We start from the raw sequence: 13,480 nt of genomic DNA, 5'->3' as shown, positions 1-13,480 counted from the left end.
GCAAATCGTAGTCTATGAGGCGCGGAACTGCAATTCGCCCGCCGCACGCGCCTCGACGATCCCGCGCATCGCGCTGACCTCGTCCTTGTTCAGGCACCGGAACGGAATGGGCAGGGTGCCCCGCTTCAGGATCATCATGAAGCCGTTCGAATACGTGCGGATGCGCTCCACGTCGCTCCAGTCGATCAGGCTCACGCCCGTGTCGCTGGTGCGCACGATGCCGTGCTGGTCGATCTGGAATTCGTAGGTGCGCTTCCCGCGCTGCAGCAGCACGAAGTGCGTGGCCGCCGACAGCGTGCTTTTCAGGCGCAAATAGACGCCCATCGGCCAGCGGATATGGCGGCGCCGGATCAGGTAACCGCCATGCTCCCACATGAAGCGCACGTACTCGGCGAACGAGTAACGCACCCAGAAATGAAGACGGTAACGTTCTGCCGGCGGATGCACGACCGGGATCGTGGCTGCCGGCATCGCGTCGGCACCGAGATCCGCGGCGTCAGGCTGGTCCAAAAGCGCGGCCCCGCCATCCGAGTGGCCGGCCGCTCGCGAGCGATTTGACCACAACATGTGCATCCCCTTTCGTTTTCTAATCTAAAGAGAATGGTAACAAAAGCTAAGCGATAATTTGTTGCAAGAGTTCAACAGTGCGCACTGTTGCGCCGCGATGGCGGGCCGCGAAAGCCTGGGCGTGGGCGCCCATGGCGGCGCGGCGGCCGTCGTCATCGAGCAGGCCCGCGGCCGCGCGCAGCAACGCCGGCGCATCGGGCAGGCGCAGCGCGGCGCCCGCGGCGACGGCTTCCTCGGTCGCCTGCAGGAAGTTGAAGGTGTGTTCGCCGACCAGCACCGGACGTCCCAGCGCGCACGCTTCGATCAGGTTCTGGCCGCCCAGCGGCAGCAGGCTGCCGCCGATGAAGGCGCAGTCGCATGCGGCGTAATAGGCGAACATCTCGCCCATCGAATCGCCCAGCAGCACGTCGGTGTCCACGTGTTCCGGCAGTCTTGATCGACGTGCGAGGCTCAATCCGCGTTCCTCGACCATGCGCGCCACCTCGTCGAAGCGCTGCGGATGACGGGGCACCAGCACGAGCAGCATGTTCGCCGGGCGCTGGTCCAGGGCCTTGTACGCGCCGAGGATGAGGGCCTCTTCGCCTTCGCGGGTGGACGCGCACAGCAGCACGGGGCGGTTCGCGAAGCGCGCGCGCAGCATCGCGCCCGTGTCCAGCGCGGCCTGCGGCGGCACGACGTCGAACTTGATGCTGCCCGTGACGGCGACCTTCGGGGCGCCCAGCGACACGATGCGTTCGGCGTCCGCATCCGTCTGCGCGGCCACCAGCGTGATCGCGCGGGCCGCATCCGTCATCAGCGTGCCGATCCTGCGGCCGCGGCGCAGCGATTTTTCGGACAGGCGCGCATTCACGAGCGCCACCGGCACGCCGTGTCGCGCGCAGCCGTGGATCAGGTTCGGCCACACTTCCGTCTCCATCAGGATGCAGATCGCGGGCTCGAAATGGCGCAGAAAGCGGCCGACCATGAAGCCGGTGTCGTACGGGAGGAACGACTGGATCACGCGGTCGCCATGCTTGCCGAACAACGCCTTGCCCGTGGCGCGGCCGGTGGGCGTCATGTGCGTGAGCAGGATGCGCGCGTCGGGGCGCGCGGCCAGCAGGGCCTCGACCAGCGGTTCTGCCGCGCGCGTCTCGCCGACCGAGACGGCGTGCACCATGATGGTCGGGCGGCGCTCGAGTCGACGGCCGTAGAAGCCGAGACGCTCGCCGATGTGCGTGCGGTAGCCGGGTTCACGGCGCCCACGCCACCACAGGCGGCCCAGCACGAGCGGCAGCGCCAGCCACCACATCAGCGAGTACAGCACGCGCATCAGCGGCTCTCCAGCAGGCGCCGCGCGGCCGCCACGACCTCGTCGACCGACGGCGGCGCACCGGTGTCGCCCAGATTGACGATGCGCGGCGACCAGTTGCCCTCGGTCTTCCAGCGCGGCGAATCGGCATAGATCTCGACCGTCGGCCGCACGAAGGCGGCGGCGATGTGCGTGAGGCCCGTGTCGACGCCGACGGCCAGGGCCGCGTGGCGCGCCAGCTCCACCGCATCCATCATCGACAGTTTCGGCAGCACGCGCGCGTTCGGCAGCGCGGCCGCCAGGCGCTCGGCCTCTTCCTTCTCGCGGGGCGCGCCCCACGGCAGCAGGATCGTCATCGGCGCGAGCGTCTGGCCAAGCGCGATCCAGTGCGCCGTCGGCCATTTTTTCGCGTCGCGCGCGGTCCCGTGGAAGAACACGGCGTAGTCGTCCGCCGGCATCCAGGCGGGACGCGCCTCCCCGTCGGGTGCCGGCAGGCCGAAATCGGGCGGCGTGTCGACGGCATAGCCGAGCGCCGCGGCCACGACCTGGCGTCCGCGCGCCACCGCATGCGTGCGCGGTTCGACGGCGATGCTGCGGCTGTGGAAGATGCGCGAGACGCCTTCGTAGCCCGAATCCTCGGTGCCGTTGGCCAGGCCGATCTTCTGGCTGCCGCGGGCACAGGCCATCACGATGCCCGTCTTGATCAGGCCCTGCGTGTCGAACACGTAGTCGTACTGCTCGGCGCGCAGGTCGCGGAAAAAGCCGCGCAGCTCCGCGCGCACGGCCGCCTGGCCGAGTCCCTTGCGCCAGCGCCGCAGCGCGAACGGGATCACCTTGCGCACGTACGGGTTGAGCTTCACGAGGCTGACGTAGCCCTCTTCCACCACCCAGTCGACCTGGGCATCCGGAAAGTGGCGCCGGATGTCGGCCACGATCGGGAGATTGTGCAGGACGTCGCCCAGCGACGACACCCGCACCAGCAGGATCTTCATCAGAACGGCAGCTTGGCGTTTGGCTTGGCGGCCAGGATCACACGCGCAAAATCACGCTGAATGCGCTCAAGAGCTTCCGGATTCTCGCCCTCGAAACGCAGCACGACGACGGGCGTCGTGTTCGAGCCGCGCGCCAGGCCGAAGCCGTCCGGGTATTCCACGCGCAGGCCGTCGATGTCGACAATGCGGTCCGCGCCCGGGAATTCCGCTTCGGCGCGCAGCTTGTCGATCAGCGCGAAGTTCTCGCCTTCCTGCAGGTGCAGGTGCAGCTCGGGCGTGCTGGACGCGATCGGCAGGCCGTTGAGGAGCGCCGACGGGTCGGTTTCGCGCGTGAGGATCTCGAGCAGGCGCGCGCCCGTGTACAGGCCATCGTCGAAGCCGTACCAGCGGTCTTTCCAGAAGATATGGCCGCTCATCTCGCCGCCCAGCGGCGCGCCCGTTTCCTTCAGCTTGGCCTTGACGAGCGAGTGGCCCGTCTTCCACATCAGCGGACGGCCGCCGTGCTGCTCGATCCACGGCCCCAGGTGGCGCGTGCACTTCACGTCGTACAGGATCTCGGCGCCCGGATTGCGCGACAGGACGTCCTGCGAGAACAGCATCATCTGGCGGTCCGGGAAGATGATCTGGCCGTCCTTCGTGACGACGCCCAGGCGGTCGCCGTCGCCGTCGAACGCGAGGCCGATCTCGGCGTCCGTCGTCTTCAGGCATTCGATCAGGTCCTGCAGGTTTTCCGGGTGCGCCGGATCCGGGTGGTGGTTCGGGAAGTGACCGTCCACGTCGCAGAACAATTCGATCACGTCGCAGCCCATCGCGCGGAACAGGTCGCCGGCGACCATGCCGGCCACGCCGTTGCCGCAGTCGACCGCGATCTTGATCGGACGCGCGATCTTGACGTCGCCGACGATGCGTTCGACGTAGGCGGCCTTGATGTCGTGCGTCGAGTAATTACCTTGCTGGGCGGCCGGCTGGAAGTCGTCGCGTTCGATGGCCTGGTACAAAGCCTGGATGGCGTCGCCGTAGATCGCCTCGCCGGCCAGCACCATCTTGAAGCCGTTGTAGTCCGGCGGGTTGTGGCTGCCGGTGACCATGATGCCCGAGCGCGCACCCAGCACGTTGGTGGCGAAATACACCATCGGCGTGGCAACCATTCCCAGGTCGACGACATCCACGCCGGCGGCCTGCAGGCCTTCGGCCAACGCCTTGGCCAGCTCCGGGCCGGACAGGCGGCCGTCGCGGCCGATGATCACGGTGCGTTCTCCCTTGGCCAGCGCGGCGGCGCCGAACGCCTGGCCGATGCGGCGTGCGATCCCCGCATCGAGCGTGCTGCCGATGACGCCGCGGATGTCATAAGCCTTGAAGATCGTTTTCGAGAGAGAAACCATGGATTATCTACCTTGCTGGACGGGGCAACGGAATGCGCACGCACGGGCATTCCGAACGCCGGTTGGGTCGGGATTGGAAAAAGGGATATTGTAACGGCAAGCCGGGCCGCCGGGGCCGGATTACCGGTGTACTGGATGCGCAAACAAGCGCGATGAGGCGCACAGAACGTGCGCACTCGGAACGATATGAAACGGAATCAGACGCGCAGTTTGTCCATCGATTTACCGCCTTCGACCCATTCCTTGACCCATTTCGGCTGGCGGCCGCGACCGGTCCACTGTTGCGAGGCATTGTCCGGATTGCGATAACGGACGGCGACGGAACCGGCATTCGCACCCGCCGATTTGCCGCCACGGCCGCTGGCGCTGATCAGGTCTTTCAAAGGTACGCCGACGCTCTGTGCGATGGCCATGATCTGTTCACGCGCCTTTTGCACTTCCTGCACCTCGCGTTTTTTCATTTCCTGCTTGATCTGCTCCTGCAGGTTGCGCAAATCGCCCAAGGACAAATTAGACAGATCCATCTTGATTCCTTATATGTAGAGTCTAGGTGTAAGGGATTTTATCGAATAATCACCAATGCTCGCAATATACTACAACTGAAATTTCTTCAGTGTTTTTTGTGCCAAATCAGCCAGCGCGGCGACTTGAATCTCACGATACGCGCGTACAACCATACGTAGCTGATAATGAACAACAGACAGAAGAATATCAAAATTCCGGTATTTTGCGAGAACACGGTTGCAGGGATAACGGCAGTGAGGGAAAACAGCCACAGGTATGGCGAAGTACGCGCATTCCTTTTCATCAGCGCGCGGGCTTCTTTGCGACCGACGGTCCATTGCACGATACGCCGGAAAATCAGGCTGTGCAGGTGGATTCCATCTGGCATGGTAGGAGATTTCCCACGCACAAACATTCGGCGGTAAACGGAAAATATGGTTTCGAATGCCGGATAAATCAGCAGCAAGACGGCATACCACGTCGATACCTGGGGATTGCGCATCACGAGCAGCAGGGCCAGTTCGCCCAGCATGAATCCGATGAAATAAGCGCCGCCGTCGCCGAGGAAGATGAGGCCGACGGGATAATTCCAGACGAGGAAACCGGCCGTTGCACCCGCAACCGTCAGCGCGGACACCAGCACGAACATGTCGCCCACCTGCCAGCCCACGTAAGCGAGCGACAGCAGCATGAAGATCGTGACGACGCTGGCCAGGCCATTGAACCCGTCGATGATATTCACCGCGTTCGCAATGCCCGCAACGGCCAGTACGGTCAGCGGCAATATCAGCCACAGCGAATCGAGGTTCCAGCTCACGAAAGGCATATCGAGACGCGCGATCTTCGCGTCCAGCACGAGATAGCCGAGGAACGCGGCGACCATCGTCAATATCAGGCGGCGCGACGGACGCACCTTCCCCGTATAGTCCTCGACGATACCGCCGGCGAATGCGATCCCCGAACAACCCAGCAGCGAGACCAGCCAATAACCGAGGCCGGGCACCCGCCATACGGAAATGCCGGCGGTCAGGGCCACCGCGAGGAAGATCGGCAATCCGCCAATCCGCGCCACCGCATGCAGATGGACCTTCTGCACGCCGTCGAAATTATTGTCGAGTGCGGGGCCGTGCAATTTCGAATGCTTGACGACGAGGAGCGTCAGCAGCGCGGACACGACAAAACTTACGATGAAGGAAAACATTTTATTATTTTTTAAATGCAATCGTGCGGGATTGTACCGGAATAGTCGCTGGCAAACCGGACCTCGGCAGTGTACGCGCGCAGACTGTCGTCCGATCGAGGAATTACGAAATACCGGAACTTTGACTGAGGGGCAAGACAATTTACAATCGGTAATTCCGTCGGCTGTGGCCGCCGTACGAAACCCGGAAGAATCGATTAGTATCGATCCTGCAAAATCGAATGTGAGCGAGATGAAAACCTATGTAATCGGCGACCTGCAAGGGTGCGCCCATGAAGCCGGCCTGCTGCTGGACCGAATCGACGCGACGGCGGGACCAGGTACGCGCATCCTGTTCGTCGGCGACCTGATCAACCGCGGCCCCGATTCGCTGGGCGCGCTGCGCCGCATGAAGGCGCTGGCGGAAACGAGCGATGGCCGTGTCGACGCCCTGCTCGGCAACCACGACCTGCACCTGCTGGCCGTGGCCGTCGGCGCCCAGAAAATGAGCCGGTCCGACACGCTGGACGAGATCCTCGCCGCGCCCGACCTCGATGCATTGATCGACTGGCTGCGCCGCCGCCCGCTCGCCATGTTCGTCGATGCCCACCTGCTGGTACATGCCGGAGTGGCGCCGCAGTGGACGGCCGCGCAGACGATGGCGCTGGCGGCGGAAGTCGAGGCTGTCCTGCGCGGCGACCATTGGACCGACTTCCTCGGCCAGATGTACGGCAACGAGCCGGACCGCTGGGACGACGGCCTGACGGGCATCGCCCGCCTGCGCTGCATCGTCAACGCGCTCACGCGCATGCGCCTGTGCTGGCCGGACGGCCGCATGGATTTCCATCACAAGGAAAGCGACAAGGGGCCGGAAGGCACGGACCTGCAACCCTGGTTCGACCTGCCCAACCGCCGCACGCTCGATGTCACCGTCGTGTTCGGACACTGGTCGGCGCTCGGGCTCGTGCTGCGGCCGAATCTCGTGGGACTGGACAGCGGCTGCGTGTGGGGTGGCAAGCTGACGGCCGTGTGCCTGGATGACCGGTCGATGTTGCAGGTGGATTGTCCCGAGTATCGGGTGCACGGCGGGAAGAAGTAAGGCAAACACAACGTCGTCCCCGCGCAGGCGGGGACCCAATTTTGCATGCGTTTCGATACGCTCGAACTTGGATTCCCGCCTGCGCGGGAAGTCATTTCCGGCAATGCCGGTCTTTAGGCTAACGGGTTATCTGATCGCCGGAGGTTGCGCCCTGCCCCAGCGCCCCCGCGATCGCATCATGCGCCGCCTGCGCCAGCTCGCGCCGGTGCGCGCCCGCCGCCGGGATCGGCGCCAGGCAGGCCAGCCGCGCGACGACCGGCTCGCCGCCGAGGATGCACATGATGCTGTCGACGAACGTCGTCTCGCCCGTGTAGTCGACGGCCGGATGCCACGCGCCGAACGCATCGACGTAAGCCAGCGCAACCGGCTGCACGGGCACCGCGGCGTCGACGGCGGCTTCGAACAGATTCGCGTGGAACGGCAGCACCGTGCCCTGGCTGGCCGTCGTCCCCTCCGGGAAGAACGCCACGCGGCGGCGCTGGCCGAGGGCCTCCACGAGGCCCTTGAAAATGTGGCGCAGGTCGCGCCGGTTGCCGCGCGCGATGAACACCGTGCCCGCCTGCGCGACGAGCCAGCCGACGACGGGCCAGGCGCGGATCTCGGCCTTGGCCACGAAGCGGCAAGGGTGCACGGCATTGATGACGAAGATGTCGAGCCACGAGATGTGGTTCGCGACGATGAGCGCATGCGCCAGCGAGTCCTCGCCCGGCACGCGCTCGAGGCGCACGCGGCAGATGCCCAGCAGGCGCGCCGACCAGCGCTGGATCAGGCGCTCGCGCAGGGCATCGCCCGCCCACGGGAACACGAGGGCGCAGGTGGCCAGGCCCTGGACGAGGTGGAGGACGAGGCGCGCGAGGCGCCACGCAAGCCGGATCTTCAATCAGCGTTCGAACGCGACGTGGCCGGCGACGATCGTCGCCTTCACCTGGCCCGCCAGTTCGTAGCCGAGGAACGGCGTGTGCTTGCCCTGGCTCGCGAGGGCGGCCGCGTTGACGGTCCAGCGCGTGTCCGGATCGAACAGCACGACGTCCGCGCTTGCGCCCTGTGCCAGCGTGCCGGCGGACAGGCCCGCCATGCGTGCCGGATCGCTCGTGATCTTCGCCAGCGCGGTCATAAGCGCCTTCGCGTCGTTGCCCTGCTCCGCCGCCCATTTCAGCATCAGCGCCAGCAGCAGTTCCAGGCCGGTGGCGCCGGGCGAGGCCTCGGCGAACGGCAGGAGCTTCTCGTCGTCGTCGACCGGGGTGTGGTCCGAGCAGACGGCGTCCACGGTGCCGTCCTGGACGGCCGCGCGGATCGCGTCGCGGTCGCGCTGGCTGCGCAGCGGCGGCGTGAGGCGCGCGTTGGAATCGAAGAAGCCGATGTCGGCATCCGTCATGTGCAGGTGGTGCACGCCGACGTCGCACGTGACCGGCAAGCCTTCCTTCTTGGCGGCGCGGATCAGGTCCAGCGCGGCGGCCGACGAGATGCGGCACAGGTGCACGCGCGCACCGGAGGCGCGCATCAGCTCGAAGATCGTGTGCAGCGCGATCGTCTCGGACATCACCGGCACGCCGGACAGGCCCAGGCGCGACGCCAGCGGGCCGCTGTGGGCGATGCCGCCGCGGCCGATGAACGGGTCCTGCGGGCGCAGCCACACGGTGTAGCCGAACGTCTTCGCGTACTGCATGGCGCGCAGCAGCACGGTGGTGTCCGTGATCGGTTCCTCGGCCTGCGCGAAGCCGATGCAGCCGGCTTCCGTCAGCTCGGCCATCTCGGTCAGCGCCTTGCCCTTCAAACCGACCGTCAGCGCGCCCAGCGGATGCACGTTGGCCTGGTTCAGCAGGCGCGCGCGGTGCTTGAGCATTTCGACGAGACCCGGCTCGTCCAGCACGGGGTCGGTGTCGGGCGGGCACACGAGCGTCGTCACGCCGCCCTGCACCGCGGCCTGCATTTCCGATTCCAGCGTGGCCTTGTATTCGTAGCCCGGTTCGCGCAGGCGGGCGGAGAGGTCGACGAGGCCCGGCGCGACGACGAGGCCCGCGGCGTCGATCGTGCGCGCGGCCGTGAAGCCCGCGGGGGCGTTGCCGATGCCGGCGACCTTGCCGTCGGCGATGTACAGGTCCTGGACGGCGTCGAGGCCGGCCGCCGGGTCGATCAGGCGCCCGTTCTTGATATGTAAATTCGTCATGCGTGACTTCCAGCCAAAATACTCATAACCGCCATGCGGACCGCGATACCGAAGGTGACCTGGGGCAGGATCACGGCCTGGGCGCCGTCCGCCACGGCCGAGTCGATCTCCACGCCGCGGTTCATCGGGCCCGGGTGCATCACGATGGCGTCCGGTTTCGCGAGCGCCAGGCGCTCCGGCGTCAGGCCGTAGCTCTTGAAATACTCGCCGGCCGACGGCAGCAGCGCGCCCGACATGCGCTCGTTCTGCAGGCGCAGCATGATGATCACGTCGACGTCCTTCAGGCCCTCGTCCATGTTCGTGAACACGCGCACGCCCATCTGTTCCAGGCCGCCCGGCAGCAGCGTGTGCGGGCCGATGGCGCGCACTTCCGGCACGCCCAGCGTCGTCAGCGCGTGGATGTCCGAACGGGCCACGCGGCTGTGCAGGATGTCGCCGACGATGGCCACGCGCAGGTTCGTGAAATCCTTCTTGTAGTGGCGGATCGTGTACATGTCGAGCAGGCCCTGCGTCGGGTGCGCGTGGCGGCCGTCGCCCGCGTTCACCACGTGCACGTGGTTCTGCTTCGTATCGTTCAGGTGCTTGGCGATCAGGTACGGCGCGCCCGACTGCGCGTGGCGCACGACGAACATGTCGGCGTGCATGGCCGACAGGTTGTCGATCGTGTCCAGCAGCGATTCGCCCTTGCTCGTCGACGAGGCGGCGATGTTCAGGTTGATGACGTCGGCCGACAGGCGCTTCGACGCGATCTCGAACGTCGTGCGCGTGCGCGTCGAATTTTCGAAGAACAGGTTGAAGACGCTTTTCCCGCGCATCAGCGGCACCTTCTTGACCTCGCGGTCGGAGATGCTCACGAAGCTCGAGGCGGTGTCGAGGATGTGGTTGATGATGGCCTTGGGCAGTCCCTCGATGGTAAGGAGGTGCTGCAGTTCGCCGTTCTTGTTCAGTTGCGGGTTATGCATTGTCGTCTTCGATCGTGAGCGAAAGTTGGCCGTTTGCTGCGCGGGCCAGCGCGAGCGAGCGGCCAGGGGCAAGCTGTGCGTGCGCGCCGACGAAATCGGCCGCCACCGGCAGTTCGCGGCCGCCGCGGTCCGCCAGCGCGGCCAGCATGATACGCTGCGGACGCCCAAAGTCGAACAGCACGTTGATGGCAGCGCGCACCGTGCGGCCGGTGTACAGCACGTCGTCGACGAGCACGATGGTCGCGCCGTCGACGTTGAATTCGATCCGGGTCGGCTTCACGTCCGGATGCAGGCCCTTGCGGGCATAGTCGTCGCGGTAGAACGAGACGTCGATGAAGCCCAGGCGCGATTGCAGGCCCAGGTCGGCCGCGAGACGTTCCGCGAGCCAGGCGCCGCCCGAGTGGATGCCGACGATGGCGGCATCGGGCACGCCCGTAAGACCCGCGCGCACCTGCGCGAGCAGGTCGCGGTACAGGGCCTCGGCATCGAAGTTGTCTGTCCTGTCCGCGTCGTTAATATGAGTTGGCATGATCGTCAAAGTATTGTTGCAAAATGATGGCGGCGGCCTTGGCGTCGATGATCTCGCCGCGCCTGGCGGGAATGACGGCCGACGAGTAGCGCTCGTCGACGAGTTCGACGGGCAGGTTGAAGCGGCCGTTCAGTTGATTCGCGAAGCGGCGCGCACGCAGGGTCATGTCGTGCTCCGCGCCGTCCGGATGGCGCGGCTCGCCCACGACGAGGCGCGCAGGGCACCATTGTTCGATCAGGTCGCCGATGACCTTGAAGCGGGTCGCATTGTCGACCGCCTTGATGACGGACAGCGGTTGCGCCTGTCCCGTCAGGGTATTCCCCATGGCGATGCCGATGCGCTTGATGCCGAAGTCGAAGCCTAGAACGATGTCGACCATTACCGCTTGTCGCTCCGTAGGGCGGGCACCTCGTGCCCACGCGTGACGTCTGCGCTTGGTTGGCGTTCGCGTGGGCACAGTGATGCCCACCCCACCACCGCATCAGGCATGACCTGCCTCCGACGCGAGCATGAGGGGATCGATCCCCAGCAGCTTGATGGCCGCGTTGTAGCGCTCCTCGATCGGCAGGTCGAACAGCACGCGCGCGTCGGCGCTCACCGTGAGCCAGCCGTTGCGGGCAATCTCTTCTTCCAGCTGGCCCGGACTCCACCCCGCATAGCCGATCGAGACGAGCATGCGGCGCGGGCCGGTGCCGTTGGCGACGGCTTCCAGCACGTCGATCGACGTCGTGAACGCGACGTCGTCGGTGACGCTCAGCGACGAGGAATAGCGGCCGCCGGGCGAATGCAGCACGAAGCCGCGGTCGTCCTGGACCGGGCCGCCGAACATGATAGGCTCGTCCTCGACGCTGGCGCGCAGCCCTTCCGCCACTTTCAGGTCGATGCGGTCGAACAGCACGTCCATGGTCATGTCGGTGGGCTTGTTGATGACGACGCCGAGTACGCCCTTCTCGTTGTGCTCGCAGATATACACGACAGTGCCGCCGAAGATCGGGTCATTCATGGACGGCATGGCAATCAGGAAATGATTAGCCAGGTTCAGCTGGGACGTGGATGCGCTCAACGTGCCGAGGAGAGGCGTATCTTCCTGGGGCATCCCGGGCATGGTTAGAGGCTTGCCGACCTTACTTTTTTTCATGCTCATACTCTCTGTTGGCTCACTCTCCGGGTTTACCGCGGTACCTGAAGCTGAAAAGCTGGACTTTTCGCTAGTTTACACCGAATTGCCCGACCGGCCACGGAAGCCGCTCGGCGGGGCAAACCTGAGAGATGGTAGACAGTAAAATTTTGGACTGCATTGACTCAACACACAGAAGATGACTCTGAGAAACTCGCTCGTCTGGTTCCGGCGCGATTTGCGCGTGGACGACCATGCCGCGCTGCATCACGCCCTGCTCTCCTCACGCCGGGTGGTTGGCGTGTTCGTGTTCGATACGGACATCCTGGCCGGCCTGCCGTCCGACGACCGGCGCGTTCAATTTCTGCTCGACAGCGTGCGCGAGCTGGATGCGCGCCTGCATGCAATGGGAGGTTATCTCATCGTGCGGCACGGGCGCGCCACGCAGGTGATTCCGGAATTGGCCGACGCGCTCGACGCGGAATCCGTATTTACCAACCGCGATGTCGAACCGCAGGCCATCGCCCGCGACCGCGCCGTGCAGGATGCCCTGCGCGCGGCCGGCCGCAGCCTGCAGACGTTCAAGGATCAAGTCATCTTCGAACAGGATGAAGTATTGACGCTGGCCGGCGGCCCCTATTCGGTTTTTACGCCGTACAAGAACGCGTGGCTGAAACGCCTCGCGCGCGAGCCGGAGGCGCTGCGGCCGTACGAGACGGCACCGCACGCGGGCGCGCTCGCGCCCCCGCCCGCGGACCACGCCCTGCCCGCGCTCGCGGATCTCGGTTTCGTCCCGAACGCGGCGCCCATCGCGCATCCCGGCATGACGGGCGCGGGGGCGCTGCTGGCGCAATTCGGGCAGCGCCTCGCGCGCTACGACCACGACCGGGACTACCCGGCGCTGGAGGCCACGTCGCGCCTGTCGATCCACCTGCGTTTCGGCACGCTGTCGGTGCGCCGCCTCGTCGCGATGCTGCAGGCACGCATCGTGGACGGCACGGGCGGTCCAGGGGCGCCCGTGTGGCTGGCGGAACTGATCTGGCGCGAGTTCTACATGATGATCCTGGCACGCCATCCGCGCGTCGTCACGCAATCGTTCAAGGCCGCCTTCGACGCCGTCGCGTGGGACGACGGTGCGGAAGCGGATGCGCTGTTCGACGCGTGGTGCGCGGGCCGCACGGGCTATCCGCTCGTCGACGCCGCAATGCTGCAGCTGGAACGCACGGGGTTCATGCACAACCGCCTGCGCATGGTGACGGCCAGCTTTTTGACCAAGGACCTCGGCATCGATTGGCGCTGCGGCGAGCGCTGGTTCGCGCTGAAGCTGAACGATTACGAACTGGCGTCGAACAACGGCGGCTGGCAGTGGGCGGCGTCGACGGGATGCGATGCGCAGCCGTGGTTCCGCATCTTCAATCCCGTCACGCAGTCGAAACGGTTCGATCCGGATGGAGAGTTCATCCGGCAGTACCTGCCGCAGCTGGCCGGCTTGAGCGGGGCGGCCATTCATGCGCCGTGGCTGGCGCAGCCGGAGGTTTTACAGAAGGCCGGCGTCGTGCTCGGGAAGGATTATCCGGTGCCGGTGGTGGACCACGAAGCAGCGAGAGAGAAAACACTCGCGCGCTTCAAGGCGATCCGTGACCTGTAAACGTCATCCCCGCGGAGGCGGGATCCAAGTTCTGCATGCGCGGCC

Annotated in this window: 14 protein-coding genes; 2 read left to right on the top strand and 12 right to left on the bottom strand. The window is 65.7% G+C overall.

What is annotated here, in order from left to right:
* Positions 1-12 precede the first annotated feature (12 nt).
* The 6 genes from ACL58G_RS08850 to ACL58G_RS08825 all read right to left on the bottom strand — a co-directional run bounded on the left by ACL58G_RS08850 (position 13) and on the right by ACL58G_RS08825 (position 5,934).
* Entirely contained in the window at positions 13-510 is a 498-nt protein-coding gene (locus ACL58G_RS08850; RefSeq protein ID WP_413382281.1) for a YcxB family protein, read from the bottom strand.
* A gap of 103 nt (positions 511-613) precedes the next feature.
* Positions 614-1,876 (bottom strand): lipid IV(A) 3-deoxy-D-manno-octulosonic acid transferase, encoded by a 1,263-nt coding sequence (gene waaA, locus ACL58G_RS08845; RefSeq protein ID WP_413382278.1) that lies wholly within the window; start codon positions 1,874-1,876, stop codon positions 614-616.
* A complete protein-coding gene (gene waaC, locus ACL58G_RS08840; protein WP_440966369.1) occupies positions 1,876-2,847 on the bottom strand; it encodes a lipopolysaccharide heptosyltransferase I in 972 nt (323 codons plus the stop codon). Before waaC ends, waaA begins: the two co-directional genes overlap by 1 nt.
* Positions 2,847-4,229, bottom strand: coding sequence for a phosphomannomutase/phosphoglucomutase (locus ACL58G_RS08835; RefSeq protein WP_413382272.1), 1,383 nt, complete (start codon positions 4,227-4,229; stop codon positions 2,847-2,849). The genes waaC and ACL58G_RS08835 overlap by 1 nt, the downstream gene beginning before the upstream one ends.
* Before the next feature lie 197 nt (positions 4,230-4,426).
* The gene (locus ACL58G_RS08830; RefSeq protein WP_056130024.1) at positions 4,427-4,753 is read right to left on the bottom strand and encodes an H-NS histone family protein; all 327 of its coding nucleotides are present in this window, start codon (positions 4,751-4,753) and stop codon (positions 4,427-4,429) included.
* Between the two features lie 86 nt (positions 4,754-4,839).
* Positions 4,840-5,934, bottom strand: a complete 1,095-nt coding sequence (locus ACL58G_RS08825) for a glycosyltransferase family 4 protein (protein WP_413337415.1) — start codon at positions 5,932-5,934, stop codon at positions 4,840-4,842.
* A 232-nt stretch (positions 5,935-6,166) separates the two neighbouring features.
* Between ACL58G_RS08825 and ACL58G_RS08820 the strand changes: the two genes are divergently transcribed.
* The gene (locus ACL58G_RS08820) at positions 6,167-7,012 is read left to right on the top strand and encodes a symmetrical bis(5'-nucleosyl)-tetraphosphatase (protein WP_440966366.1); all 846 of its coding nucleotides are present in this window, start codon (positions 6,167-6,169) and stop codon (positions 7,010-7,012) included.
* 118 nt (positions 7,013-7,130) lie between these two features.
* Here ACL58G_RS08820 and ACL58G_RS08815 read toward each other — a convergent pair whose 3' ends face one another.
* From ACL58G_RS08815 to ACL58G_RS08790, 6 genes are all read right to left on the bottom strand, one after another.
* On the bottom strand, positions 7,131-7,892 hold the full coding sequence (locus ACL58G_RS08815) for a lysophospholipid acyltransferase family protein (protein WP_440966365.1): 762 nt from the start codon (positions 7,890-7,892) through the stop codon (positions 7,131-7,133).
* Positions 7,893-9,179: a dihydroorotase gene (locus ACL58G_RS08810; protein WP_413382263.1), complete on the bottom strand. Its 1,287-nt coding sequence runs from the start codon at positions 9,177-9,179 to the stop codon at positions 7,893-7,895. It abuts the gene before it with no gap.
* Positions 9,176-10,141 carry an aspartate carbamoyltransferase catalytic subunit gene (locus tag ACL58G_RS08805; protein ID WP_025511864.1) on the bottom strand — a complete coding sequence of 322 codons (966 nt, stop codon included), beginning with the start codon at positions 10,139-10,141 and terminating at the stop codon, positions 9,176-9,178. The genes ACL58G_RS08810 and ACL58G_RS08805 overlap by 4 nt, the downstream gene beginning before the upstream one ends.
* Positions 10,134-10,670: a bifunctional pyr operon transcriptional regulator/uracil phosphoribosyltransferase PyrR gene (gene pyrR / locus ACL58G_RS08800; RefSeq protein ID WP_413382258.1), complete on the bottom strand. Its 537-nt coding sequence runs from the start codon at positions 10,668-10,670 to the stop codon at positions 10,134-10,136. Before pyrR ends, ACL58G_RS08805 begins: the two co-directional genes overlap by 8 nt.
* Positions 10,654-11,049: a Holliday junction resolvase RuvX gene (gene ruvX, locus ACL58G_RS08795; RefSeq protein WP_440966362.1), complete on the bottom strand. Its 396-nt coding sequence runs from the start codon at positions 11,047-11,049 to the stop codon at positions 10,654-10,656. Before ruvX ends, pyrR begins: the two co-directional genes overlap by 17 nt.
* 102 nt (positions 11,050-11,151) lie before the next feature.
* A complete protein-coding gene (locus ACL58G_RS08790; RefSeq protein ID WP_229482057.1) occupies positions 11,152-11,766 on the bottom strand; it encodes a YqgE/AlgH family protein in 615 nt (204 codons plus the stop codon).
* 220 nt (positions 11,767-11,986) lie between these two features.
* Here ACL58G_RS08790 and ACL58G_RS08785 point away from each other — a divergent pair, with 220 nt between their 5' ends.
* Positions 11,987-13,435 carry a cryptochrome/photolyase family protein gene (locus ACL58G_RS08785; protein WP_440966360.1) on the top strand — a complete coding sequence of 483 codons (1,449 nt, stop codon included), beginning with the start codon at positions 11,987-11,989 and terminating at the stop codon, positions 13,433-13,435.
* Positions 13,436-13,480 lie beyond the last annotated feature (45 nt).

This window comes from Massilia sp. GER05 (assembly GCF_052056005.1).
GTDB lineage: Bacteria > Pseudomonadota > Gammaproteobacteria > Burkholderiales > Burkholderiaceae_D > Telluria > Telluria orientalis.
This window is presented reverse-complemented; position numbering and strand designations above follow the sequence as displayed.

Excerpts from the sequence above, each read along its gene's own strand:
- ACL58G_RS08810 (WP_413382263.1), bottom strand. The coding sequence starts at position 9,179 with ATGACGAATTTACATATCAAGAACGGGCGCCTGATCGACCCGGCGGCC.
- waaC (WP_440966369.1), bottom strand. The coding sequence starts at position 2,847 with ATGAAGATCCTGCTGGTGCGGGTGTCGTCGCTGGGCGACGTCCTGCAC.
- ACL58G_RS08785 (WP_440966360.1), top strand. The coding sequence starts at position 11,987 with ATGACTCTGAGAAACTCGCTCGTCTGGTTCCGGCGCGATTTGCGCGTG.
- ACL58G_RS08825 (WP_413337415.1), bottom strand. The coding sequence starts at position 5,934 with ATGTTTTCCTTCATCGTAAGTTTTGTCGTGTCCGCGCTGCTGACGCTC.
- ACL58G_RS08790 (WP_229482057.1), bottom strand. The coding sequence starts at position 11,766 with ATGCCCCAGGAAGATACGCCTCTCCTCGGCACGTTGAGCGCATCCACG.
- ACL58G_RS08830 (WP_056130024.1), bottom strand. The coding sequence starts at position 4,753 with ATGGATCTGTCTAATTTGTCCTTGGGCGATTTGCGCAACCTGCAGGAG.
- ACL58G_RS08835 (WP_413382272.1), bottom strand. The coding sequence starts at position 4,229 with ATGGTTTCTCTCTCGAAAACGATCTTCAAGGCTTATGACATCCGCGGC.
- ACL58G_RS08805 (WP_025511864.1), bottom strand. The coding sequence starts at position 10,141 with ATGCATAACCCGCAACTGAACAAGAACGGCGAACTGCAGCACCTCCTT.
- ACL58G_RS08820 (WP_440966366.1), top strand. The coding sequence starts at position 6,167 with ATGAAAACCTATGTAATCGGCGACCTGCAAGGGTGCGCCCATGAAGCC.
- ruvX (WP_440966362.1), bottom strand. The coding sequence starts at position 11,049 with ATGGTCGACATCGTTCTAGGCTTCGACTTCGGCATCAAGCGCATCGGC.
- waaA (WP_413382278.1), bottom strand. The coding sequence starts at position 1,876 with ATGCGCGTGCTGTACTCGCTGATGTGGTGGCTGGCGCTGCCGCTCGTG.
- pyrR (WP_413382258.1), bottom strand. The coding sequence starts at position 10,670 with ATGCCAACTCATATTAACGACGCGGACAGGACAGACAACTTCGATGCC.